Genomic DNA, 23047 nt, shown 5'->3' with positions numbered 1-23047 from the left:
CGGCGCGGTGAGCGTAAGAGATTCAGCGGTGCGGGTTCCCTGAGAGAGGGGTCAGCCGAGGACGGCCAGCGCGTCGATCTCGATCAACAGCCCCTTGGGCAGGCCGACATAGACCGTCGTACGCGCGGAGGGCGCTTCCTTCAGCGCCTGCTCCTCGAAGTACGTGTTGTAGATCGCGTTCATCTCGGCGAAGTGGTCGACGTCGGTGAGGTAGACGCGCACCATCATGACGTCGTCCCAGCTCGCGTCGCCCTCTTCGAGGATCGCCTTGACGTTGGCCAGGGTCTGGAGGGTCTGCTCACGCAGGGTCGGGCCCGCCGGGGTGGGCGCCTGGCCCTCGACGGCCGGCAGGAAGCCGACCTGGCCGGCGACCTGGAGGATGTTGCCCTTGCGGACGCCGTGCGAGAACTTCGCGGGCGGGGCGGTGTGCGTGGCCGGGGTCAGCGCGGTCTTGGGGGTCTTGTCGCTCATGAAGCTTCCTTGGGGTGGGTGGTTCCGGAGTACTCCCCGCTGATCGCGTCGGCGGTGCGGCGCACCAGCGGGAGCAGGGTGAGGAGTTCCTCGGCGGTGACGACGACATTCGGCGCGGAGACCGACATGGCGGCGACGACCCGTCCTTGCGCACCGCGGATGGGGGCCGCGACGCAGTTGATGGACTCCTCGTGGCCGCCGAGATCGGCGGCCCAGCCCTGTTCGCGTACGGTCGCCAGCTCCGTGAGGAAGGCGGCGGCGTTCGGGATCGAACGGGGCGTGTACAGGGGGAAGTCGAGCCGCTCGGCGAGGGCGCGGCGCTCGGCCTCGGGGAGGTCGGCGAGCAGCAGCTTGGCGACGGCGGCGACGGTGATCGCGACCGGCTTGCCGATCCGGGAGTACATCCGGACCGGGTAGCGGCTCTCGACCTTGTCGATGTAGAGGACTTCGTGCTCCTCGTACACCGCGAGATGGACGGTGTGGCCGCACTGTCCGTTGAGGGCCACGAGATGGGGGTGGGCGATCTCGCGTATGTCGAGGTTCTCGACGGCCTCCTGGGCGAGCGCGAACAGCCGCGCGCCGAGGCGGTAGCGATGGTCCTGCTGGCGGTAGACGAGCCCGTGCTCATGGAGCGTACGGAGCAGCCGGAGCGCGGTGGACTTGTGGACGCCGAGCCGGTCGGCGACCTGCCCGAGGTCGGCGGGGCCCTGGGCGAGCAGCGGCAGGATGCTCAGCGCCCGGTCGACTGTCTGGCTCATGGGGTACGTACCTCCTGCTCCGTGGCCGCCGTCCAGCCGGGGCCGAGACGAAGTGTCCCCCAGGCGTCGGCGTCGAGGTCCGCGAGGCGGTCGGCGTGGGCGCGGGAGGGCGGCGCGCCGAGGTCACCGGGGACGGTGAGGGCGGCGGCGGCCATCAGGTGGCCATGCCGCAGCCGGGCGGCGGCGGGCAGGCCGCGCAGGGTCGCGGAGAGGAAGCCGGCGGCGAAGGCGTCGCCGGCGCCGACGGGTGCCACGACGTCCACGCGCAGCGCGGGTACGGACGTGACGGTGTCGATGCGGAGCGCGGGCACGGACGGGACGGTGGCGGCGTGCGGCGCGGACGCGACGGTGGCGGCGTGCGGCGCGGGCACGGAGCTGACCGGGCCGCGGTCCGTCGCCGCCGGAGCCTCCCGCGTGTACAGCGTCGCGCCCGCGCTGCCGCGCTTGACCACGAGCGTCCCCGGCTCGGGCAGCGCCGCGCGGATCGCGTCCGCGCCGTGCAGGTCCCAGGCTTCCGCCGCCTCGTCCTCGCCGACGAAGACCAGGTCGGCGCCGCGGGCCAGCTCCAGCAGGACGCCGGCGCCCGACCCGTCCCGCCACAGCCCCGGGCGGTGGTTGACGTCGAAGGAGACCGGCGGGCGGCCGGGTCCGCGCCGGGTCAGCTCGCGCATCAGGGCGAGGCAGTCGTCCGAGAGCGCGGCGGTGATGCCCGACACATGCAGGACGCGCCCCGACCACAGGTCCTCGTTCGGCATGTTCCCGGGGGACATCGCGGAGGCGGCGGAGCCCGCCCGGTAGTAGGCGACCTCATGGGCGTCGGTGGCGCGGTCCGTCGCCGTACGGAAATAGATACCGGTCGGCCGGTCCGGATCCCGCCGGACGCCCGACGTATCGACGCCGTACGCGGCGACCGCGTCGACCAGGTGATCACCGAAGCCGTCGGCCCCGACCCGGCTGACCCACTTCACCGGGTGCCCGGCGGCGGCCAGCGCGCAGGCGACATTGGATTCGGCGCCGCCGATCGTACGGGCGAAGGAGGGGACGTCGGCGAGGCGGCCGGGCCGTGAGGGCAGGAAGGTGACCATGGACTCACCGAGGCAGACGACATCCACGCGCGGGTGGGCGTCCACGTCTACGGTTCCGGTCACTCTGGGGCTCCTCGCCGCTCGGCCGATCGGGGAAAGGGTCACCATTGACCCGGTGTCGGCTCGGATGTTAGACAGCGGTGAGCGATATGCGCAATGGGCGTTGCAAATGCTGCAACGACACTGACTAGGGGAGGCTCCCATGGCCGCGGACCGACGGACGGACGAGCGACTCGACCGGCGGCTGACCGACGAGACCGTCGATCACCGCTTCAAGGCGCTCCCGCCGGACGCCGAGGGCCTGACGGTCGGCGCGCTCGCCGCCGAGCGCCGTTCCCTCTTCACCGGCGGCTTCACCACCCCCGTCCTCGCCCTGTCCGCCGAGTCGGTCGAGCACAATCTCGCCCTGCTGGAGACCTACTCCGAGCGCCACGGCCTCGCCTTCGCCCCGCACGGCAAGACCTCCATGTCGCCGCAGCTCTTCGCCCGCCAACTGGCGTACGGCGCCTGGGGCATCACGGCAGCCGTACCCCACCAGGCCCGCGTCTACCGCGCGTTCGGGATCCAGCGCATCTTCCTCGCCAACGAACTGGTCGACGCGCCGGCGCTGCGCTGGCTCGCCACCGAGCTGGACAGCGACCCCGGCTTCCGCTTCCTCTGTTACGTCGACTCCGTGCGCGGCGTCGAGCTGATGGACGAGGCGCTGAGGGCCGCGGGCGCCGCCCGCCCGGTGGAGGTCGTGGTCGAGCTGGGCGCGGGCGAGGGCGCCCGTACCGGAGCCCGTACGGAAGCCGAGTGCGCCGCCGTCGCGGACGCGGTCGCCGCCGCGCCCACGCTGCGGCTGGCCGGAGTGGCCGGCTACGAGGGTGAGGTGCCGGCCGCCGACAGCGACACCGTCCGTGCCTGGCTGCGCCGGCTCACCGCGCTGGCGGCCGACTTCGACACGGCGGGCCGCTTCACGGACGCGCAGGACGAGATCGTGATCAGCGCGGGCGGCAGCGCCTGGTTCGACGCGGTGGCGGACGTCTTCGCCGAGATCCCCGCCCTGTCCCGTCCGGTACTGAAGCTGCTGCGCTCCGGCGCGTACGTCTCGCACGACGACGGCCACTACCGCCATCTCACCCCCTTCAACCGCGTCCCCGAAGAGGGTTCCCTCCAGCCCGCCTTCCGGCTCTGGGCGCAGGTCGTCTCCCGCCCCTCCGACGCCCAGGCGTTCGTCAACGCCGGCAAGCGGGACGCGGCGTACGACCTGGATCTGCCCGAGGCCCAGGTCGTACGGGACGGCAGGACCGGCGAGATCCGCCCGGCCGCCGGTGTCACGGTGACGCGCCTGTCCGACCAGCACGGCTGGCTCGCCACCACGCCCGAGGCGGATCTCGAGGTCGGCGACTGGGTCGGGATGGGTCTTTCGCATCCCTGTACGTCGTTCGACAAGTGGCAGCTGATCCCGCTGGTGGAGGCGGACGGCACGGTCACCGACTTCGTCCGTACGTTCTTCTGAGAGGGCCGGCCATGGATCTCGTCCTGCGCGACGTACGCGTCGTCGACGGCACCGGCGGGGCGTCGTACCGGGCCGATGTCGGCGTCACGGCGGGCCGTATCTCCGGGATACGGCGGGAAGCCGGCGGCGCGCGCCTCAGTGGCGCCCGTGTCCTCGACGCCGCCGGGCTGGCCCTCGCTCCCGGCTTCATCGACATGCACGCGCACAGCGATCTCGCGCTGCTGCGCGACCCCGACCACTCGGCGAAGGCCGCGCAGGGCGTGACCCTCGAAGTGATCGGCCAGGACGGCGTGTCGTACGCGCCCGTCGACGACGCGACCCTCGCCCAGGTCAGGCAGGCGATCACCGGCTGGAACGGCGACGGCTCCGACATCGACTTCGACTGGCGCACGGTCGGCGAGTACCTGGACCGGCTCGACCACGGCTTCGACGGCCGGGGCATCGCGGTCAACGCGGCCTATCTGATCCCGCAGGGCACGGTCCGTATGTACGCGGTCGGCTGGGAAGACAGGCCCGCGACCGACGCCGAACTGGCCCGCATGAAGCGGCTGGTGGCCGAGTCCATGGAACAGGGCGCGGTCGGTCTGTCCTCAGGGCTGACCTACACGCCGGGGATGTACGCGAACGACTCCGAACTGACCGAGCTGTGCCGGGTGGTGGCAGGCTACGACGGCTACTACTGCCCGCACCACCGCTCGTACGGCGCCGGGGCTCTCCAGGCGTACGAGGAGATGGTGACGCTCACTCAGCGGGCGGGCTGCGCGCTCCATCTCGCCCACGCCACCATGAACTTCGGCGTGAACAAGGGCAGGGCTCCCGAACTGCTCGCGCTGCTCGACACGGCGCTGGACGCGGGCGCGGACATCTCCCTCGACACCTATCCGTACACCCCGGGCTGCACCACACTGGTCGCGATGCTGCCCAGCTGGGCGAGCGAGGGCGGCCCCGACGCGATCCTGGAGCGGCTCCGCGACGAGAGCGCCGCCGAGAAGATCCGCCACCACATGGAGGTCATCGGCGCGGACGGCTGCCACGGCGTGCCCATCGAGTGGGACACCATCGAGATCTCGGGGGTCACGGCCCCGGGCCTCGCGGACCACATCGGCAGGACGGTGGCCGAATCGGCGCGGCGGCGCGGTGAGGCTCCGTGGGTGACCGCGCGCAGGCTGCTGATCGACGACGCGCTCGGCTCGACGATCCTCCAGCATGTCGGCCACGAGGAGAACGTCCGGCAGATCATGCGCCACCGCGTCCACACCGGCGGCAGCGACGGCATCCTCCAGGGCGCCAAGCCGCACCCGCGCGCCTACGGCACCTTCCCGCAGTATCTGGGGCGGTACGCACGGGAGTTGGGCGTTCTCACCCTGGAGGAGTGCGTGGCCCATCTGACCTCCCGCCCGGCCGCCCGCCTGCGCCTCACCGACCGCGGCCTGATCCGTGAGGGCTACCGCGCCGACCTGGTCCTCTTCGACCCGGACACCGTCGCGGCCGGCTCGACCTTCGACATCCCGCGCACCCTGCCGACGGGCATCCCGCATGTACTGATCGACGGCCGCTTCGTGATCGAGGACGGCCGCCGTACGGATGTCCTGGCGGGGCGGTCGGTCCGGCGCGGCAACTGAGCGCGCCCAGAGGGGGCGCGGGGGCGCGGGCCGGTCACCGCCCGTCAGGCGGAGGCGAGGCGCAGTACCAGCGCCGCCACACCCAGCAGAGCGAGGACGACGACGGGGGCTATCGCGTAGTCCTTGGCGCGCAGGTGCGTGATCGCGGCGCCGATGAAGTAGAGGACCACGCCGATCGCGGCGGCCGCTCCGATCAGGGGCACCCAGAGCCCGGCCAGGAGGCCCACCGCGCCCAGCGCCTTGAGCGTGGCGAGCCGGGGGAACCACGTGTCCGGCACGCCCAGCGCGGACATCGAGCCGACGACCTTCTCCTGCCGGGTGAAGGTGGCGAGGGCGGAGAACGTCAGGGCGGCGGCGAGCAGGATGCCGACAACGGCGTAGGCGATGAACACGGAAGACCCCTCGGAGGACGTACATGGAAGAGCGGAGAGGGGCCGCGAGCGGCGGAAAGGCAGCAATCGCCGACCGAGCCCCGGTCCAACCTGCCGTGGAAGTCCGCGCCGAGGAAGACCGGGCCGAGGCTAGTAGTGGCAGGGCTATGATCCGGCGGGCCCCGGGCCGGTACACGCCGGTACATTACGTACGGTGAGCGACAACGATCTGGGCCTCTTCCTGCGCACCCGCCGCGAGGCCGTGACGCCGGCCGAGGCCGGGCTCCCGTCCGGCAGCCGGCGCCGTACCCCGGGTCTGCGCCGCTCCGAGCTGGCCACACTCGCCGGGATCAGCGTCGAGTACCTGGCCCGGCTCGAACAGGGCAGGGACCGCAATCCGTCCCCGCAGGTGCTCGCCGCGCTCGCCGACGCCCTGCGGCTGACCGCCGACGAACGCTTCGCCCTGCTGCACGCCGTCAAGGCCACCAATGACACGCTCAAGCTGTGCCCGGGCGCGGGCAGGCCGCCGGCGCGGGTGGTACGGCCCACCATGCGCGCCCTGCTCGACCGGCTGGAGCCGACGCCCGCCGTTCTGCTGAACCGGCTGACCGATGTGCTCGCCTTCACCACCGGTTACGAGCAGCTCGTCGGCCCCCTCGGTCTGCTGGACTCCCCCGCGCCGAACATCGTCCGGTACCTGTTCACGGACCCGCGCGCCCGCACCGCCCATCCGGACTGGTCCCGCGACGCCGATGAGCTGGTCGCCCGCCTCAAGACGGACTCCGTCCCCGACGACTCCCACCTCGCGGCGCTCGTCCAGGAGCTGATCCTCACCGCAGGCACCCCCTTCACGGACCGCTGGACCGCCGCGCCCCTGGTCCTCGCCCACGCGGGCAGCCGGCGGCTGGCCCACCCCGGCGCGGGCGAGCTGCGGCTGATCCACGAGACGCTCTCCCTCCCCGACGCCGACGGCCAGCACCTGGTGGTCCATCTCCCCGCCGACGACGCGACCTCCGCGGCCCTGGACACCCTCACCGGCCGCCGCCCCGGCGCCCTGCGCGCGGTGGCGGGCTGACCCCCCGGATGCCCCGGTCGGCGTAGGTCCTGTCCGGCGGGGCGTCCGCGTGGCGGAAGACACCGCGCGGCGCCGGTGACGCCCCCGTAAGGTGGCCGCCATGCAGGTCATCCAGTCGACGAAGCTCGCCAACGTCTGTTACGAAATCCGGGGCCCGGTCCTCGATGAGGCGATGCGGCTGGAAGCAGCGGGCCATCGCATCCTCAAGCTCAACACCGGCAACCCCGCGGCCTTCGGCTTCGAGTGCCCGCCCGAGATCCTTGAGGACGTGCTCCGCAATCTCGGGGACGCGCACGGCTACGGGGACGCGAAGGGGCTGCTGTCCGCGCGGCGCGCGGTGATGCAGCACTACCAGACCAAGGGCATCGAGCTGGACGTCGAGGACATCTACCTCGGCAACGGTGTCTCCGAGCTGATCCAGATGTCGATGCAGGCGCTGCTCGACGACGGCGACGAGGTGCTCGTACCCGCTCCCGACTATCCGCTGTGGACCGCGTCCGTCTCGCTCGCGGGCGGTACGGCCGTGCACTACCGGTGCGACGAGCAGGCCGACTGGATGCCGGACCTCGCGGACATCGAGCGGAAGATCACCGATCGGACCAAGGCGATCGTGATCATCAACCCGAACAATCCGACGGGGGCGGTGTACGGCGACGAGATGCTCGGCGCGCTCACCGAGATCGCCCGCCGCCACCACCTGGTCGTCTGCTCCGACGAGATCTACGACCGGATCCTGTACGACGGCGCCACGCACACCCCGACCGCCGCCGTCGCGCCCGATCTGCTCACCCTCACCTTCAACGGGCTCTCCAAGAACTACCGGGTGGCCGGGTTCCGCTCCGGATGGCTGGCGGTCTGCGGCCCGAAGGCGCACGCCGCCTCGTACATCGAGGGTCTGACGATCCTGGCCAACATGCGGCTGTGCGCGAACATGCCCTCGCAGCACGCGGTGGCCACCGCGCTCGGCGGCCGGCAGTCGATCAAGGATCTGGTGCTGCCCGGCGGCCGGATCCTGGAACAGCGGAACACCGCGTACGACCTGCTGACCCAGATCCCGGGCGTGACCTGCGTCAAGCCCAAGGGCGCGCTGTATCTCTTCCCGCGCCTCGATCCGAAGGTCTTCAAGATCAAGGACGACCGGCAGATGGTGCTCGACCTGCTGCGGTCCGAGAAGATCATGGTCGTGCACGGTACGGGGTTCAACTGGCCGGAGCCGGATCACTTCCGGATCGTGACGCTGCCCGCCGCGCAGGATCTCGCGGACGCTGTGACCAGGATCGGCAACTTCCTGGACGGCTACTCCCAGCCGTAGCGGCGCCGCGCACCGGCCCCGCGAGGAATCCAATCCCGACTCCACTCAACTTTAGACTGGATCCAATGTAGGATGGCCTCCTGACGACGCCAGGAGGCCATCCCATGTACGAGCCGATCCGCACGAAGTCGCTCCACACGATGGCCGACGCCGATTTCCCGCACCGCAGCCGCGAGGAGGAGCTGGACATCCAGCTCGCCGGACATCTCTCCGCGCTCCTCGCCGTCACGGACGAGCTCGGGCTCGACGAAGCCGCCGAGAGCATCGCCGGGCAGATAGCCAGGCTCCGTGGCACCCCGCCGGCGCGCCACGCGGGACTCACCGGCGCTGCCCCGGCCGATCTGCACCGCCGCGCCCTCGCCCTCGCGGGCCGCGCCCTGGTCGTCGCCGCCTCGCGCGCCGACACGGCGGCCGCGATCCTCTCCGCCGAGCGCATGGACGCGCACACCGCCGCCCTCGCCGCACTCCCGGACCTCCGGGACCAGCGACTGGTCGGCGCCCACTGACGGCCCCGGTCCGCAGGCCGCGGAGGCGCGCGGACCGGGTGCCACCCATCCGGCATCGGCATCGGCATCGGCATCGGCATCGGGGGATATCCCGCCCCGGCGAGCGGCGTGCCCCTCATCTCTTCGCACGCGAATACCGACAATGAATCGGTACCACGGACGGCGAAGAGAGGCATTCATGAAAAGGGAAGATCTTCCAGCACCCACCGAAGGAATTCTGCTGACGCATTTCCTGACGGTGGGTGATGTGGCGCGTTCGCGGGACTTCTACAGCGAGGTGCTCGGCGGCGAGGTCGTCCTCGCGGAGAATCCCTGCATCATCAAGCTCGCCAACAGCTGGATCATCATGAACCCGGGCGGCGGACCCACCCCGGACAAGCCGGACGTCACACTGGTCACGCCCCACGACCTGAATACCGTCTCCAGCTTCATGAACCTCCGGGTCGCCGACATCCAAGCCTGCTATTCCGAATGGAGCGCCAAGGGCGCCGAGTTCCTGACCCCTCCGATCGACCGCATCGCCGAAGTGCGCTGCTATCTGCGCGATCCCGACGGTCATCTGATCGAGGTCGGTCAGTCCACGGGGCTTCTGAAGGGCATTTTCGCTCGCACCGACAGCAATTCCGCCTAAGGGCTGTCCCGTAATCCGTGGTGGATCAGCGCACGGCGTCAGATGGAGGGGGTACCTCCCGTGCCGTCAAGGCTACGGGGGAGCATCGCAAGGCGGAGGGACGTCCGCATACTGGATGTATTCGGGCGTTCCGACAACGCAGCGAGGTGCCGTAGCTGTCGTCGTGCGCCCGCCAGGGATTACGGGACAGCCCTTAGGAACCCCCGGAGCCGCGAAGGGGGTTGTGCGTCGCGGCTCCGGGGGCGCGGGATCAGCCCAGGCGCTGGACGAGCGCGTGGTACTCGTCCCACAGCTCCTTGGGCGCGTGGTCACCGAAGGTGTTGAGGTGCTCGGGGATGAGCGAAGCCTCCTCGCGCCAGACCTCCTTGTCGACCGAGAGCAGGAAGTCCAGTTCGGCCCCGGAGAGCGCCAAGCCGTCCGTGTCCAGGGCTTCCTTGGTCGGCAGGATGCCGATCGGGGTCTCGACGCCCTCGGCCTTGCCCTCCAGCCGCTCCACGATCCACTTCAGGACGCGGCTGTTCTCGCCGAAGCCGGGCCACACGAACTTCCCCGCCTCGTTCTTGCGGAACCAGTTCACGTAGTAGATCTTCGGCAGCTTCGACTGGTCCTTGCCCTGGCCGACCTTGACCCAATGGCCCATGTAGTCGCCCATGTTGTAGCCGCAGAACGGCAGCATGGCGAACGGGTCGCGGCGCAGCTCGCCGACCTTGCCCTCGGCGGCCGCCGTCTTCTCGGAGGCGACATTGGCTCCGAGGAAGACGCCGTGCTGCCAGTCGAAGGACTCGGTCACCAGCGGTACGGCGGAGGCGCGGCGGCCGCCGAAGAGGATCGCCGAGATCGGCACGCCCGTGGGGTCCTCCCACTCGGGCGCGATGATCGGGCACTGGCCGGCCGGGACGGTGAAACGGGCGTTGGGGTGGGCGGCGGGCGTACCGGACTCCGGTGTCCAGTCGTTGCCCTTCCAGTCGGTGAGGTGCGCGGGCGGTTCCTCGGTCATGCCCTCCCACCAGACGTCGCCGTCGTCGGTGAGCGCCACGTTGGTGAAGACCGAGTTGCCCCACATGGTCTTCATGGCATTGGCGTTGGTGTGCTCGCCGGTGCCCGGCGCGACACCGAAGAAGCCCGCCTCGGGGTTGATCGCGTACAGCTGGCCGTCCTCGCCGAACCGCATCCAGGCGATGTCGTCGCCGATGGTCTCCACGGTCCAGCCGGAGATGGTCGGCTCCAGCATGGCGAGGTTGGTCTTGCCGCAGGCCGACGGGAAGGCGGCCGCGACGTACTTGGACTCGCCCCGCGGCGGGGTGAGCTTGAGGATCAGCATGTGCTCCGCGAGCCAGCCCTCGTCACGGGCCATGACGGACGCGATGCGCAGCGCGTAGCACTTCTTGCCCAGCAGGGCGTTGCCGCCGTAGCCGGAACCGTACGACCAGATCTCGCGGGACTCCGGGAAGTGCGAGATGTACTTCGTGGAGTTGCAGGGCCACGGGACATCGGTCTCGCCCGGGGCCAGCGGCGCACCGAGGGTGTGGACGGCCTTGACGAAGAAGCCGTCGGTGCCCAGCTCGTCGAGGACGGGCTGTCCCATCCGGGTCATCGTGCGCATGGAGGCCGCGACATACGCGGAGTCGGTGATCTCGACCCCGATCGCGGAGAGCGGTGAGCCGAGGGGGCCCATGCAGAAGGGCACCACGTACATGGTCCGCCCACGCATCGCACCACGGAAGACGCCGTCGTCACCCGTGAAGATCTCGCGCATCTCGGCCGGGGCTTTCCAGTGGTTGGTCGGGCCGGCGTCCTCCTCCTGCTCGGAGCAGATGAAGGTGCGGTCCTCGACGCGCGCCACATCGGAGGGGTCGGAGGCGGCGTAGTAGGAGTTCGGCCGCTTGACGGGGTCGAGTTTCTTGAACGTTCCCTTGGCGACGAGCTCCCCGCACAGGCGCTCGTACTCGCTCTCGGAACCGTCGCACCAGACCACCCTGTCCGGCTGCGTGATTGCTGCGATCTCGTCTACCCAGGAGATCAACTCCTGGTGGTTGGTGGGGACGGTGGTGGGAGCCGCGATGTCGCGCGCCACGATTGCTCCTTGATGAGGGGTTTTTGGTTTTATGCCCCTTGGGGGCTGCGACCCGGATGCTTCGTAGCCCGCTCATCCGGTGCCGACCGCACTCATTTGATCATCCGACTCCCGCGCCCATATGTCCAGAGGACCTCACACGTGAGCATCGCCACTCCGGCAGCACACGGGCTGCGGGCAGGCGTCATCCAGGAGGCACAGACACGGCGTTCACGCGACATTTCGCGCCGCACACCGTCGCCGCGCGCGCCGATTTGCGCGGGACCGTTACCTACGGTTCCGTAGGTAGCATGAAGACATGACGCATGCCGCATCCGACTCGCTCGCGAACTCCCCGCAGCCGGAAGGGGGACCGGTCGAGATCCAGCTGCCCAGCCCGGTCAAACCGAAGCTGCGCGGCTGGCTGCACGCGGGGATGTTCCCCGCTGTGCTGATCGCGGGACTGGCCCTGATCGTGCTGACCGACTCCACCCGCGCCCGGGTCGCCTGCGGGATCTATGTCCTGACCGCCTGCCTGCTGTTCGGAGTCAGCGCCGTGTACCACCGCGGCACCTGGGGCCCGCGCGGAGAGGCCGTGCTGCGCCGGCTCGACCACGCCAATATCTTTCTGATCATCGCGGGCACCTACACGCCGCTGACCATGCTGCTGCTGCCCGACACGACCGGCAGGACGCTGCTGTGGGCGGTATGGGCGGCCGCCGCGGCGGGCATAGCGTTCCGGGTGTTCTGGGTCGGCGCCCCGCGCTGGCTCTACACGCCCTGCTACATCGCGATGGGCTGGGCCGCCGTCTTCTACCTGCCCGACTTCCTGCGCAGTGGCGGAATCGCCGTACTCGTGCTGGTGGTCGTCGGCGGGCTGCTCTACAGCGCCGGCGGCGTGATCTACGGCCTCAAGCGCCCCAACCCGTCACCGCGGTGGTTCGGCTTCCACGAGGTCTTCCACTCCTTCACCCTGGCCGCCTTCGTCGTGCACTTCGTCGGCATCTCGCTGGTCGCCTACCAGCACTCCTGACCGGACAGGACCTGGCGGCCGCCGGTTCCGCGACCGAAACCGCGTGGTTCCGGCGCTGCCGAATACCGGACAATGAGAACCATGGCCGTCTTCTCTCATCTCCCTCTCGCGGAACAGCGGCCCCAGCTGGGGCTGCGCGAGCGCAAGAAGCTCAAGACCCGGAGCGCGATCCGCCGGGCCACCTACCGGCTGATCGCCGAGCAGGGGTACGAGGCGACGACCGTCGAGCAGATCGCGGAGGCGGCGGAGGTCTCCCCCTCCACCGTCTTCCGCTACTTCCCGGCCAAGGAGGACATCGTCCTCACCGACGAGTACGGCCCGGTCATGGTGTCCGTACTGCGGTCCCGGCCGGCCGGCGAACCTCCGCTGGCGGCTCTGCGCTTCACCCTGGTCGAGGCGCTGGAGACGCTCCTGACCGGCGAGTACGACGAGCTGGTCCAGCGCACCACGCTGATGGCCGAGATCCCGGCGGTCCGCGCCAGGATGACCGAGACCATGTCGGTGACGGCGAAGCTGCTCACCGATGTGCTCGTGGAGCGCACCGGCAGGGAAGCCGGTGACCTGGGGCTGCGGATCTCCGTCGCGGCCGTGCTGGCCGCCCTGCGCGAGGTCTGCCTCTACTGGGGCGAGCGCGGCTGCCAGGACGATCTGCTCGCCCTGGCCAACCAGGCACTGGACAGCCTCGAAGACGGCCTGCGCCTCTGAAGTCCCGGTGGCGGCCTGCGCCTCTGAAGTCCCGGGCCGCACACCGTACTTACGAGTTGGCGGGGAGGGCGAACACCAGGGCTGACTCGTTCTCCGGAAGGTAGTGCACGCTCACGACGCGGCCCACCTGGACCTGCTGAACAGCGCGCGGCGGCAGGTACTTCACCACCTCGACCGTGAACGTGGAGCCGTCGGGGCGGGTGACCCCCAGACCGACCACGAGCCTCGGGTTGCCGTTGCGGATCTCGCCGGGAACCTCCAGGGAGCGCACCACGGCCTGGGCGGCCACCCCGCGCTGCGCGATCTCCAGGTTCTCCCGGGTGGTGACGCCCTGCCGGATCATCGCCTCGTTCAGGGCGCCCTGCGCCTGGGCGAAGTCGCCGGAGCGGTCCAGCTCCACCCGGTCGGTACGGCCCGGCAGATAGCGCACCGGAAGCACCGTGCCCGGCTTGATCATGGCCACGTCCGTCATCGGCACGACCGCCCTGGCGTAGGAGGGGAACACACCGCCGTCCGCACCCTCCACCATCAGGTCGATCCGCAGCTCCGGCTGGTCGTTGAGCGTCATCCCGGTGGGACGCGTGGCGGTGACGGTCCCGACGCCGACCAGGGCGTTGCGGAACGCCGCGCTGTTCCGGCCGGACAGCGCCGCCAGCACGCTGTCGCCGGTGAAGGCGAACGCGATGGGCGTCACGGTGAGGGCGAGGATCGGCGCGATCATCTGCGGGCCGACCCAGGCGAGAAACTCCAGGCCCTCGTCAACGGGCCGGGTGAACCCCTGCCAGAGGTAGTAGCCGATCGAGCCGAAGAGGAACAGCAGCGCCGCGATCCGGATGAGCTTCTTCATGGTTCGTCCTTCCCGTTGGGGGCCGTAGCCGTCGCCGACCGGCCGATACGGGGACAGTAGGAACCGCGCCGGGCCTACCAATCCCAGGTTTGGCACTCCCAGCACCCGCCCCTAGCCTGAGGCCATGCGGACAGGTGTGGAGGTGCCAGAAGCACACGGAGCGGCCGGTCCGCGCACGCCCGATCCAGGGGTGCGGACACCGGATTCCGGGGCGCGCGGCACACGGCCGCGGGCGATGGTGGTGGACGAGGTGTGGCGCGAGCTCGACGGGGTCGGCCCGCTGAGCGGGGCCCAGGGCGGGCCGCTCAGCCGGACGGTGAAGCTCATCCTCGACCCGCTGGTGATCCGGCCCGTCCTCCACCCGCAGTGCGCGGGCCCGTTGGTGACCGCCGAAGGAGCGGCGCTGCTGGCCACGCTGACGCACGCGGCGGCGGACATGCTGCGCTCCACGGCCGCCTGGTTCACTCTGCTCAAACAGGTGCGCAGGGGGCTGCGGATCACCGAGGGAAACCCGCAGGACCTGTACTTCCAGTTCTGCTTCGAACTCGCCGCCACCGCGGGGCCGCCCGACCCGGCGACCGGCCGGCGGACCGCCGAGGAGGCGCTGCGCGAGGTGCACGGCTCCGCCCAGGGCCGTACCACGCGGGCGCTGAGGGAGTACCTCACCGACCCCGCGCACACCGCCGGGCTGACCGCGGCCCTGGAGGCGGCGTGGTCCGACCGCGCCCCTGGGCGGCTGGAGGGCGGAACGCCGGGAGAGGTACGGGACGTCCTCGACGCCTGTCCGGCCGGGCGGCCCCGTTCCCGTACCCAGGGCGCGGACCTCGGAGAGCACCGGGCCAGGGGCGAGGCGGCGTTGGTACGGCTGGTCGACGAGCGTGCCGGTACGGCGGCGGGGCGCGCCCTGTGGGGTACGCAGCCGGAGCCCGAACACCCCGCCAGGGAGCTGGGCCTGACGGCTCATCGGATACCGGTCATGCCCGGTCTGGGCGGCTCCGCCTCCAAAGCGGCCCTGGGGCTGCCGTTCGACCGTACGGTCCACGAGCGGGTCTTCATCGTGTTGCAGGCGTCGAGCGACCGGGCCGGCCTCGCGCCCGTTCCCGAACTCGTCCTGCGGGAGATCCACCGGAGCTGCGCCCCCTGGGCGCTGACCGACGAGTCGCTGCGCGTCGCCGCCACCGTGGGCACCCAACTCGCCCTGGGGCTGCGCCCCTTGGGTGAAGCCGGCGCTGACCCGGGTGCGGCAGGAGGCGACGACGCCGGGACGGGCGCGCACCGGGCGGTCAACAGCCGCTGGCGCCGCGAGGCGTACGTCCTCCAGGCCCGTCGGCTCGCCGTGGACCCCGGCGCCCGCACCGGCCGGGACGCCGTCGCCGAGCCCCTCGCGCGGATCGCGGAGGACCTGCGTACGCCCTGGCGGGCCTATCTGCGGCGGCTGTGGGTGCGGCTGCACGGACGCGATGTACGGGAGGCGCCGATGGGCCCCGTCGAGGAACTGTGGGACGTCCTGGACGGCGTGGCCCGCTCGGTGATCCTGGACCACCGGAGCCGGGTCAGGCACGCGCTCAGCGTCCACCTCGCCCAGGAGGGGACGGGCTGATGGCCGGCGTTGTACGGATCGGGCGCGCCGAGGGCGGGCGGTTGCATGTCATCACCCCGCTGGACCCGGACGGGAGCGGCGGCGGATCGGCGCCGAACGTCCTGGACTCCGCGCCGGGGGTGGACGTGGCGGTGCTGGACGTGGCCGGCGGGCATCTGACCTGGAGCGTTCTGGCCCTGGAGGCCGCCCCGGCGGCGGTGCTCGACGATGTCGGCCTGGCCCAGGAGTGGGTCTGGGCCGTCTACGGCGAACAGGTCGCGCTGGCCCTGGCCGACACCGGTGAGGCGGTCACGGACGCGGCGCCCGCCGGGGCCGTCGCGGAAGCGGAAGCGGAAGCGGCGCCCGCGCTGCCGGGGCTGGTGGCGAGCGCCCGCCGACTGGCGTTCGCGCACTGGGCGGCGCGCTGGTGGCCGGCGTCGGTGATCGACTCCATCCCGGCGCTGGACGAGCGGCTGCTCGATCAGGACATCGGCGACCTGGCCGAGGAGTGCGATCTGCTCTTCGCCGCGCGGGAGACGACCGACTCGCACCCGCCGGTCCGGTCCTACGCCGACACCCACGCGGACGCCGACGCGGATGCCGACGCAGACGCGGATGCCGACGTCACGCCCCGCGCGACCGACTACGCGCTCGCCGCCGGCCCGGCGTCCGCGACGGCGGACCCGGAAGGTGGCCTGACGCTCGCCCGTGGCACGGGCGGCTCCGACTGGCGCCGCTACCCGCCGGGGCTGGTCGACGCCTCCGAGCGGGCCGTGTCCTGGGTGGTCGTACGGGCCGACGCGCGCACGACCGTCACCGTCACCGTTGTCGCCGCCCCCGGACCGCCCCCGGCGCACCCACAGCTGACGCCCCGGGCGGCCGTCAGCGGGACGGCCGATCAGCTCGACTTCGACCTGCGCCTGGTGGCTGACTCCTGGCTGGGTGACGCCCCCTTCGACACCGCGGGGGCAGGAGGTCCCGACCCCTGCGGCGCGGGGCTGGCCGTCGACGTCTACCTGCCGGGGTTCGGCACGCCGGGACCGCCCGACGACCCGGCGGCGCAGGAGGCGGTACGGGCGCGGGTACGGGACCTCGCCCGGAGCCGACTCGCCCGGGCCAGGGCCAGTGGGACCAGCGCCGGGGGCTCGGCCGACGGCCCCGGCTCGCTGCTCCGCGCGGAGATCGCGGCGGCGTCCGACGACACGGACTTCTGATGACGTCCGCCTCCCGCGACGAACCGGGCCCCGAGGAGATCGCGCGGATGTCCGCGCTCATCGACGCGGGCAACGACGCCTTCCTCCGTGGCGAATACCCGGCCGCCCACAGCCTGTTCGACCGGGCCGTCGAGGCCGCCGCGCCCTTCGCCCGTACCCTCGACGTACGGACCCAGGCCCTGATCAACCGGGCGAGCGCGGCCGACCGGCTGGGCGATCACCCGGCGGCGATCACCTCGTTCCGCGAGGCGCTCGGGCTGTGCGACCTGCTGGCCGAGGCGGTCGCCGGTGATGTCACCGTCACCGCGGTCGTCACCGTGCTCCGCGCCTCCGCACTGGTCAACCTGTCCCACCCCCTGCTGCACAGCGGGGACTTCGACGGGGCGCACACCGCGCTGGAGCAGGCCCGCGCCCTGCTGGCCTCCCCGGCGGACGAGACCACGCTCCTGGGGCCGGACACCGCCGATCTGCTCATCGGCTGCCTGGTCTCGCTCACCGCCCTCACGATCCAGCGCGAGCAGTGGGCCAGGGCGAACGAGCTGGCGACCGAGTCCCTGGATGTGGTCCTGCGGCATCAGCCCGAGCTGGCGGGGCGCCCGCTGATGAATCTGTCGGCGATCGGCCTGGCGACCGGCCGACCGGAGCTCGCCGAGGACTTCGCACACCAGGCGGTCACCGCGTTCCAGGCGGCGGACACGCCGGCCGGGGTCGCCGAGGCGCGGCAGAGCCTGGCCCAGATCTATCTGCGGTCGGGCCGCCTCGATGAGGCGGAGCCGCTGCTCACCGCCGGGCAGGCGTTCTTCGACCGGGCCGGGATGAGCCACCAGTCGGGCATCGGCCTCGACCTGCTCGGGCTGCTGGCCGCGCTGCGCGGGGATCCGGCCGGGGCCGGTGAGCTGTACGTCCAGGGCGTGGCGCGGTTCGAGGCGTGCGGGGCGGTGGTCGCCGCCGCGGAGGTGCGGGTGCGGCTCGCAGCTGTCCTGCACGCCGAGGGCCGCTACGAGGAGAGCGAGGCCCAACTCGCCCAGGCCGTGGCGGCGTTCGCCGCGACCCGGTCCGGACTGCGCTGCGCCCAGGCGGACTTCTTCCACGCCACGCTGCTGGAGGACCGGTTGTCCATGGGCTCCGCCGCCGACCCCGGGCTGCTGGGCCGGGCCGTCGGACTGGCCGTGCCGGCGGCGCTCGCCATCGACGCGGTGCGGTTCACCCTGGCCAACGGCGCGCAGCGCGAGCGGTGGAACCGCGAGATCGCGGCGCCCGCCATGCGGCTGGCGTTCCGGCTCGCCGTCAGAGCCGGGGCCGCGGGGCTGGTGGGCGAGCTGATCGAATCGCAGTGCGCGGGAACCCCGCTGATGGACGCCTCCCCCGGTGGCGGCGCGGCGGGCGGCCCGACGCTGGAACCTCCGCAGTTCCTGGGGCCGTTGACCTTCCCGGACCCCGGTCCCGGAACTGACGCGCGGGGGGACTCCACGGACACGTTCCAGCTCGGCGCGGCCCTCGCCGATGTCGCGGCGAGCGTGGGGCTGCGGGTCTCCCCGCCGCCGCGGCTGGCGCTGAACCCGGCCGGTGCGGTGGCGCTGGACCCGTACATCGCCCAGGCGGAGGCCCGGTACGGCGGCCGCGTCCGTGACACCTGGGTGGTGCCGACATGGTGAGCCCGGCGAGCCCTCTGGGCCGGTCCTGGCGGCAGGAGGGCGTGGCGGCGCAGCCGACGGCGCTGGTCCGGATGGCGGACGCCGGGGACCTCTACATCTCCTGGCGGTGGACCCACGACATGGCGGCGACGGGCATCGGGCTCGTCCCGCAGTCCCAACTCACCGAGACCCTGCGCGCGTTGGACGACGCGCTGCCCGGCGAGGCGCTCGGGCACGCGCTGACGGCCGGAGCCTTCGCCTCGTACGAGAGCGAACTCGCCCTGGCCGAACGGCTGGCGCGGACCTTCCTGCCGTACGGCCTGGCCAAGCAGCTGTACGACCTGTACCGGAGCGGGGTACGCCCGCATCTGCGGATCCAGCCGTCGCCGCGCGTGGCGCAGGTCCCGTGGGAGCTGCTGGCACCCGATCCCCAGGTGCGGCTGGTGGAGATCGCGGACATCAGCCTCCTGGCGCCGGTGAGCGTCGTGCACGCCGACGCCAGGCCGTCCCGCCCCTGGGCGGCGACCCGGCACCTGCCCGTGGTGGGCGTCCTCGATCCGCGGGTGCCGGGGTTCCGGGCGGACTCCGGTCTCGGCTCGGTGCTGGGGCGGATGCCGGCCGACGCGCCGCTCGCCCGGATGGTCGCCGGGTACGCAGCCGAGGGACGCTGGCGGCCCGCCGTACAGGAGCCGGTCGAGGCGTTCCGCCGCACCGATCTGGACCGGGAGTGGCTGGGCTCGGCGCTGCGCGCGGGCGCGGCGCGGCTGCTGTACGTCGGCCATGTGACCGCCGCGGCGCCCGGCACGGGGCTGAGCGAGAACGCCCAGCTGCACCTGGCCTGCACGGCGGACACGATCGGCTTCGCCGCGCCGGTACGGGCCCATCGCCCGCTGTCCGCCAAGGACTTGCTGCTGGGCTCCTACGGACTCGACGCCGACACCGACCGGAACGTTGCCGACCCCGACCCCGACGCCGTCCCGGAGCCGGGCAGGACCCGGTGGCCGATCCCCAGCCGGGTGGCGCTCATCGCCTGTGAGAGCGGCGGGGATCTGCGGTTCGGCGAGGCACTCGGGCTGGCCACCGCGATGATCCACGGCGGCGCGGAGACCGTCACCGCGGGCCGCTGGACGCTCCCCACCGACCTGGCCTTCCACCGGCTCGCGGGCGCCGACCCGGCGGCCCGCCCGCTCCAGGACGCGGTCTGCGCGATCGACTCCGCGCACGAGCGGGAGGACGCGGTGCTCGCCCACAGCGACTGGCAGCGGGAGCGGCTGACCGCCTGGCGTGAGCTGCGTACGATCGAGCACTCCCCCGTGCTGTGGGGCGCGTTCGCCACGATCAGCACGGTATGAGGGGGCACGGTCCAAGGCAGCACGGTCCGAGGCAGTGCGGACCGAGGCATTACGCTCCGAGGCCGCACGGTCCGAGGAGGCGCCGGTTCAGCCCCCGCGTCACCGGAACCGGGGCGCGAGCCGTACGCGCGCGGTGATCGTCTTCGGGCGCTGATACTCGTGCAGCGCCAGCGTGCTGAGGTCCGTGCCATGGCCCGAGGAGCCCCGGCCGCCGTGCGGAAGCTCCGCCGTCTGGACCAGATGGCAGTTGAGCCAGGCCTCGCCCGCGTTCAGCCGCCCGGCGAGGTCGAGTCCCGCCGCCACGTCCCGCGTCCACACACTCGCGGCCAGCGCCTGCGGCACCCCGTTCGCCAGGGCCACGGCGTCCTCGACGCTCTCCGCCGCCTGCACCGTCAGCAGCGGGCCGAACACCTCCCCCACCACCGCCGGATCGTCGTCCGGCAGATCCGCGAGCACACACGCGGGGCGCCAGAAGCCGCCCTCCTCGCCCTCGCCGAGGGTCATCTCGGCCGTCGCCGTCACCATCGCCGCAGAGGCGGCCACGATCCGGTCGTACCGCGCCGCCTGGTCGGCGTTGTTGAGCGGGCCGAAGTCCCGGCCCGCCCGGCGCTCGCGCATCGCGTCGGTGAGCAGGGCCACGGCGGAGTCGTAGTTCTCGCGGAGCGTGATCACCCGCGCGGGGACGGCGCAGCTCTGCCCCGCGTTGTACGTGGCCGCTCGCGCGAGCTCGGTCCAGGTGTCCTCGGGCGCGTCCGCCAGGACAATGACCGGGCTGTTGCCGCCCAGTTCCAGGCTGACGCGCTTCGTGCCCGCGCGGGCCGCCACATCGGCTCCGGCCGCCGCGCTTCCGGTGAAGGCGACCATGTCCACCTCGCTCGCCACCAGCAGACGCCCGGTCTCCCGGTCGCCGGGGAGCGTCCGTACGACGTCCTCGCCCAGCGCCTCCCGCGCGTGGTCGGCGAACAGCAGCAGCGAGTCGGGGGTCGTCTCCGCCGGTTTCGCCACGACCGTGTTCCCGGCGGCGAGGGCGGGCGCGCAGCGCCATGTGGCCATCATCAGCGGGTAGTTCCAGGGGACGACGACCCCGACGACACCGATCGGCTCCCAGCGCACCCAGCTCTCATGGCCCGCGACGAAGCTTCCCGCGGCGGGAGCCGACTGGGTGCGCGCCGCCCAGGCGTAGAAGCGGAACAGGTCCGCCGCCTGCTCCACCTCACCGGCCGCCTCGTCCGCCGGCTTGCCCGTGCCCGCCCGCTCCAGGGCGGCGTACGCGGCGGCGTGCTCCTCGATCAGAGCGGCGAGGCGGTCGAGCCGCCGGGACCGCTCCCTCGGTGTCAGGGCCCGCCAGCCGGGGAAGGCCCGGCGGCTCGCCCCCACCACGGCGCTGATCTCCCGCTCCCGGGCGACGGCGGCGCTGCCGCGCACCCGGCCCGTACGGGGGTCGATGAGCGGGGCGGTGCCCGTCGGCCGGTCCGACGGCATCGCGGGAGAGGGGTTCTGCGAGGTGTCCAACGGGGCCTCCATCAGCTGATGTCGTAGGCGCGCAGCCACAGTTCCAAGGTGAGCACGAGCCACAGTTTGCCGCCCTGCCTGGGCAGCAGCGCTCCCTCGCCGCGCATCCACGAGCGCACGGTGTCCTGCCGGAAGAGCCCACGGGCGCGTGCCTCCCGGCCCAGCAGGAGATCGCCCGCCAGCTCGCGCAGCGGCCCGCCGAGCCACTGCTGCACCGGTACGCGCATCCCGCTCTTCGGCCGGTCCACGACCGTGCCGGGCAGCAGGTCCCGTACGGCTTCCTTCAGCACCCACTTCTCCACGGCGCCGTTCAGCTTCCACCGTGGCGGTGTGGCGAAGGCGTGGTCCACCACCCGGCGGTCGAACAGCGGGGAGCGGCCCTGGATGGACCGGGAGGCGGTGAGCCGTTCGACCTTGGTGAGGATGTGGTGGGCGCCCTTGGTCCGCAGATTGCAGTGCAGCAGCTGGTTGAGGAGATGGTCCATCCGGCCGTCCCTGGCCCCGGGCCGCAGATACGGGGTGACGAACCGCTGCGGGCGCGGCGCGGTGGCGAGGGCGTCCAGCGCCTCGGCGGTGAGCAGGTCGGGCAGATCGGTGAAGCACTTGCGGTACGAGCGCAGATACGCGGTCTCGCGCGCGTCGTCGGCGTCCCCGCCGGCCACGTCGTCGCGGTGCATCTCCTGGACGAGCATGGGCAGGTTCTTCGGCCCGCCGAACACCGGGTCGCCGCCCTCCCCGTTGAGCACGACGCGCAGCCCGTCGCCCGCCACGGCCTCGGCGAGCATCAGATTGGGCACGGTCAGCGGATCGCCCACAGGGCTGTCGAGCAGCGCGGCCGCCTCCGCGAGGCGCGCGGCGACGGCGGCGCCCGACACGGTGAGCACCCGGTGCCGGGTGTGGCAGTGCGTGGCGACGAGACCCGAGTAGCCCAGTTCGTTGGGGAGTTCCTCGCCGAAGCTGATCGAGTACGTGTGCACGGGATGCGCGTGCAGCTTGGCGGCGAGGGCGGTCACCAGCGAGCTGTCGACGCCGCCGGAGAGCAGGACGCCCACCGCCTCGGCCGCCGGCAGCCGCCGCGCCGTCGCCTCCTCCAGCAGCCCGCGCAGGCGCAGGGCGTAGGTCTCGGGCGGCGCTCCGTCGTCCTCGATCCGCTCCTCCGGCTCCCAGTAGTGCTCCTCCGCCACGGCTCCGTCCACCGAGAGCCGCAGACAGCGCCCGGGGAGCACTTCACGCACTCCGCGCAGCAGCGTCTCCTCGCCGGGGAGGTAGGCGAACGTGAGGAAGGAGCGTACGGCGGCCAGTTCCAGACCTGTCCCGAGCGCGGGCCAGCGGCGCAGGGCGCGGAGCGAGGTCGACGCGGCCCAGCAGTCCTCGGCGCGCGCGTAGAAGAGGGTGCGGGCGCCCATATGGTCGCGGATCAGGACGAGTTCGTCGTTTTCCCGTACGGCGAGCGCGAACATGCCCTCCGCCGCGCGGATCCCGGCCGGGCCGAGCCGCGCCCAGCAGCGCAGCAGCAGTTCGCCGTCCGGGCAGTCGGGCGGGGTGGGGGCGCCGGCCCCGGCGAGCGCGGCGAGCAGTTCGGGCCGGTTGTGCAGGGTGACCTCGCCGACGGCGGTGCGTCCGTACGCGGTGAACGGCCCGGTGGCATGGCCCGGTTCGTCCTCGATCAGCGCCAGCGCGGCGCCGTCGGGGCGTACGGAGGCGCCCGTAGCGGCCAGTTGGTCCCTGGCCCGCTCGGGGTCCGCCGCCAGGCAGGCGCTGAACCGCGCCATGGTCACCCTCCTCC

At 72.3% G+C, this 23047-nt stretch carries 20 protein-coding genes; 12 read left to right on the top strand and 8 right to left on the bottom strand.

All coding sequences use genetic code 11. The features are described 5' to 3' along the window. Positions 1-51 precede the first annotated feature (51 nt). Genes ACZ6MZ_RS21805 through ACZ6MZ_RS21795 form a run of 3 tightly spaced genes read right to left on the bottom strand, consistent with a single transcriptional unit; the run spans position 52 to position 2377 of the window. Positions 52-471 (bottom strand): RidA family protein, encoded by a 420-nt coding sequence (locus tag ACZ6MZ_RS21805; protein WP_469353678.1) that lies wholly within the window; start codon positions 469-471, stop codon positions 52-54. Beyond that, positions 468-1229 carry an IclR family transcriptional regulator gene (locus ACZ6MZ_RS21800; protein ID WP_389789002.1) on the bottom strand — a complete coding sequence of 254 codons (762 nt, stop codon included), beginning with the start codon at positions 1227-1229 and terminating at the stop codon, positions 468-470. Before ACZ6MZ_RS21800 ends, ACZ6MZ_RS21805 begins: the two co-directional genes overlap by 4 nt. Beyond that, entirely contained in the window at positions 1226-2377 is a 1152-nt protein-coding gene (locus tag ACZ6MZ_RS21795; RefSeq protein WP_469353676.1) for a sugar kinase, read from the bottom strand. Before ACZ6MZ_RS21795 ends, ACZ6MZ_RS21800 begins: the two co-directional genes overlap by 4 nt. Positions 2378-2516: 139 nt before the next feature. Between ACZ6MZ_RS21795 and ACZ6MZ_RS21790 the strand changes: the two genes are divergently transcribed. Then, positions 2517-3815: an alanine racemase gene (locus ACZ6MZ_RS21790; protein WP_389789006.1), complete on the top strand. Its 1299-nt coding sequence runs from the start codon at positions 2517-2519 to the stop codon at positions 3813-3815. An 11-nt stretch (positions 3816-3826) separates the two neighbouring features. Then, a complete protein-coding gene (locus ACZ6MZ_RS21785) occupies positions 3827-5437 on the top strand; it encodes an N-acyl-D-amino-acid deacylase family protein (protein ID WP_469353674.1) in 1611 nt (536 codons plus the stop codon). A gap of 44 nt (positions 5438-5481) precedes the next feature. Here ACZ6MZ_RS21785 and ACZ6MZ_RS21780 read toward each other — a convergent pair whose 3' ends face one another. Beyond that, positions 5482-5829 (bottom strand): DoxX family protein, encoded by a 348-nt coding sequence (locus tag ACZ6MZ_RS21780; protein WP_469353673.1) that lies wholly within the window; start codon positions 5827-5829, stop codon positions 5482-5484. A gap of 193 nt (positions 5830-6022) precedes the next feature. Between ACZ6MZ_RS21780 and ACZ6MZ_RS21775 the strand changes: the two genes are divergently transcribed. From ACZ6MZ_RS21775 to ACZ6MZ_RS21760, 4 genes are all read left to right on the top strand, one after another. Continuing rightward, positions 6023-6883, top strand: coding sequence for a helix-turn-helix domain-containing protein (locus tag ACZ6MZ_RS21775; protein ID WP_469353671.1), 861 nt, complete (start codon positions 6023-6025; stop codon positions 6881-6883). Between the two features lie 100 nt (positions 6884-6983). Further along, positions 6984-8195: a pyridoxal phosphate-dependent aminotransferase gene (locus ACZ6MZ_RS21770; RefSeq protein WP_384180985.1), complete on the top strand. Its 1212-nt coding sequence runs from the start codon at positions 6984-6986 to the stop codon at positions 8193-8195. A 104-nt stretch (positions 8196-8299) separates the two neighbouring features. Next, positions 8300-8701 carry an SCO4983 family protein gene (locus ACZ6MZ_RS21765; protein WP_384336195.1) on the top strand — a complete coding sequence of 134 codons (402 nt, stop codon included), beginning with the start codon at positions 8300-8302 and terminating at the stop codon, positions 8699-8701. 178 nt (positions 8702-8879) lie between these two features. After that, on the top strand, positions 8880-9332 hold the full coding sequence (locus ACZ6MZ_RS21760; protein WP_469353668.1) for a VOC family protein: 453 nt from the start codon (positions 8880-8882) through the stop codon (positions 9330-9332). A 250-nt stretch (positions 9333-9582) separates the two neighbouring features. On the opposite strand, the gene ACZ6MZ_RS21755 is transcribed toward ACZ6MZ_RS21760, so the two are convergent. Then, positions 9583-11406 carry a phosphoenolpyruvate carboxykinase (GTP) gene (locus ACZ6MZ_RS21755; protein WP_469353666.1) on the bottom strand — a complete coding sequence of 608 codons (1824 nt, stop codon included), beginning with the start codon at positions 11404-11406 and terminating at the stop codon, positions 9583-9585. Positions 11407-11704: 298 nt separating this feature from the next. On the opposite strand from ACZ6MZ_RS21755, the gene trhA reads away from it, so the two are divergent. Further along, on the top strand, positions 11705-12418 hold the full coding sequence (trhA, locus tag ACZ6MZ_RS21750) for a PAQR family membrane homeostasis protein TrhA (RefSeq protein WP_384180978.1): 714 nt from the start codon (positions 11705-11707) through the stop codon (positions 12416-12418). An 81-nt stretch (positions 12419-12499) separates the two neighbouring features. Next, entirely contained in the window at positions 12500-13123 is a 624-nt protein-coding gene (locus tag ACZ6MZ_RS21745; RefSeq protein WP_469353665.1) for a TetR/AcrR family transcriptional regulator, read from the top strand. A gap of 49 nt (positions 13124-13172) precedes the next feature. On the opposite strand, the gene ACZ6MZ_RS21740 is transcribed toward ACZ6MZ_RS21745, so the two are convergent. Further along, positions 13173-13970 (bottom strand): hypothetical protein, encoded by a 798-nt coding sequence (locus tag ACZ6MZ_RS21740; protein WP_469353663.1) that lies wholly within the window; start codon positions 13968-13970, stop codon positions 13173-13175. Positions 13971-14094: 124 nt separating this feature from the next. Between ACZ6MZ_RS21740 and ACZ6MZ_RS21735 the strand changes: the two genes are divergently transcribed. From ACZ6MZ_RS21735 to ACZ6MZ_RS21720, 4 genes are read left to right on the top strand one after another with little or no spacing between them, the layout of a single operon-like run. Beyond that, positions 14095-15570, top strand: a complete 1476-nt coding sequence (locus tag ACZ6MZ_RS21735) for a hypothetical protein (RefSeq protein ID WP_469353662.1) — start codon at positions 14095-14097, stop codon at positions 15568-15570. Then, complete coding sequence (locus tag ACZ6MZ_RS21730) at positions 15570-16763, top strand: hypothetical protein (RefSeq protein ID WP_469353660.1); 1194 nt, start codon at positions 15570-15572, stop codon at positions 16761-16763. Before ACZ6MZ_RS21735 ends, ACZ6MZ_RS21730 begins: the two co-directional genes overlap by 1 nt. Continuing rightward, positions 16763-18418: an ATP-binding protein gene (locus tag ACZ6MZ_RS21725; protein WP_469353659.1), complete on the top strand. Its 1656-nt coding sequence runs from the start codon at positions 16763-16765 to the stop codon at positions 18416-18418. The genes ACZ6MZ_RS21730 and ACZ6MZ_RS21725 overlap by 1 nt, the downstream gene beginning before the upstream one ends. Further along, positions 18412-19749 (top strand): CHAT domain-containing protein, encoded by a 1338-nt coding sequence (locus ACZ6MZ_RS21720; protein WP_469353657.1) that lies wholly within the window; start codon positions 18412-18414, stop codon positions 19747-19749. The genes ACZ6MZ_RS21725 and ACZ6MZ_RS21720 overlap by 7 nt, the downstream gene beginning before the upstream one ends. Before the next feature lie 99 nt (positions 19750-19848). On the opposite strand, the gene ACZ6MZ_RS21715 is transcribed toward ACZ6MZ_RS21720, so the two are convergent. Next, positions 19849-21273, bottom strand: a complete 1425-nt coding sequence (locus ACZ6MZ_RS21715; RefSeq protein ID WP_469353655.1) for an aldehyde dehydrogenase family protein — start codon at positions 21271-21273, stop codon at positions 19849-19851. Continuing rightward, positions 21273-23033, bottom strand: coding sequence for an asparagine synthetase B family protein (locus ACZ6MZ_RS21710; RefSeq protein WP_469353654.1), 1761 nt, complete (start codon positions 23031-23033; stop codon positions 21273-21275). Before ACZ6MZ_RS21710 ends, ACZ6MZ_RS21715 begins: the two co-directional genes overlap by 1 nt. Between the last annotated feature and the right edge of the window lie 14 nt (positions 23034-23047).

Source organism: Streptomyces sp. NPDC042201, assembly GCF_055582185.1.
This window is presented reverse-complemented; position numbering and strand designations above follow the sequence as displayed.

Excerpts from the sequence above, each read along its gene's own strand:
- ACZ6MZ_RS21805 (WP_469353678.1), bottom strand. The coding sequence starts at position 471 with ATGAGCGACAAGACCCCCAAGACCGCGCTGACCCCGGCCACGCACACC.
- ACZ6MZ_RS21800 (WP_389789002.1), bottom strand. The coding sequence starts at position 1,229 with ATGAGCCAGACAGTCGACCGGGCGCTGAGCATCCTGCCGCTGCTCGCC.
- ACZ6MZ_RS21790 (WP_389789006.1), top strand. The coding sequence starts at position 2,517 with ATGGCCGCGGACCGACGGACGGACGAGCGACTCGACCGGCGGCTGACC.
- ACZ6MZ_RS21785 (WP_469353674.1), top strand. The coding sequence starts at position 3,827 with ATGGATCTCGTCCTGCGCGACGTACGCGTCGTCGACGGCACCGGCGGG.
- ACZ6MZ_RS21770 (WP_384180985.1), top strand. The coding sequence starts at position 6,984 with ATGCAGGTCATCCAGTCGACGAAGCTCGCCAACGTCTGTTACGAAATC.
- ACZ6MZ_RS21765 (WP_384336195.1), top strand. The coding sequence starts at position 8,300 with ATGTACGAGCCGATCCGCACGAAGTCGCTCCACACGATGGCCGACGCC.
- ACZ6MZ_RS21760 (WP_469353668.1), top strand. The coding sequence starts at position 8,880 with ATGAAAAGGGAAGATCTTCCAGCACCCACCGAAGGAATTCTGCTGACG.
- trhA (WP_384180978.1), top strand. The coding sequence starts at position 11,705 with ATGACGCATGCCGCATCCGACTCGCTCGCGAACTCCCCGCAGCCGGAA.
- ACZ6MZ_RS21745 (WP_469353665.1), top strand. The coding sequence starts at position 12,500 with ATGGCCGTCTTCTCTCATCTCCCTCTCGCGGAACAGCGGCCCCAGCTG.
- ACZ6MZ_RS21740 (WP_469353663.1), bottom strand. The coding sequence starts at position 13,970 with ATGAAGAAGCTCATCCGGATCGCGGCGCTGCTGTTCCTCTTCGGCTCG.
- ACZ6MZ_RS21735 (WP_469353662.1), top strand. The coding sequence starts at position 14,095 with ATGCGGACAGGTGTGGAGGTGCCAGAAGCACACGGAGCGGCCGGTCCG.
- ACZ6MZ_RS21730 (WP_469353660.1), top strand. The coding sequence starts at position 15,570 with ATGGCCGGCGTTGTACGGATCGGGCGCGCCGAGGGCGGGCGGTTGCAT.
- ACZ6MZ_RS21725 (WP_469353659.1), top strand. The coding sequence starts at position 16,763 with ATGACGTCCGCCTCCCGCGACGAACCGGGCCCCGAGGAGATCGCGCGG.
- ACZ6MZ_RS21720 (WP_469353657.1), top strand. The coding sequence starts at position 18,412 with ATGGTGAGCCCGGCGAGCCCTCTGGGCCGGTCCTGGCGGCAGGAGGGC.
- ACZ6MZ_RS21715 (WP_469353655.1), bottom strand. The coding sequence starts at position 21,273 with ATGGAGGCCCCGTTGGACACCTCGCAGAACCCCTCTCCCGCGATGCCG.
- ACZ6MZ_RS21710 (WP_469353654.1), bottom strand. The coding sequence starts at position 23,033 with ATGGCGCGGTTCAGCGCCTGCCTGGCGGCGGACCCCGAGCGGGCCAGG.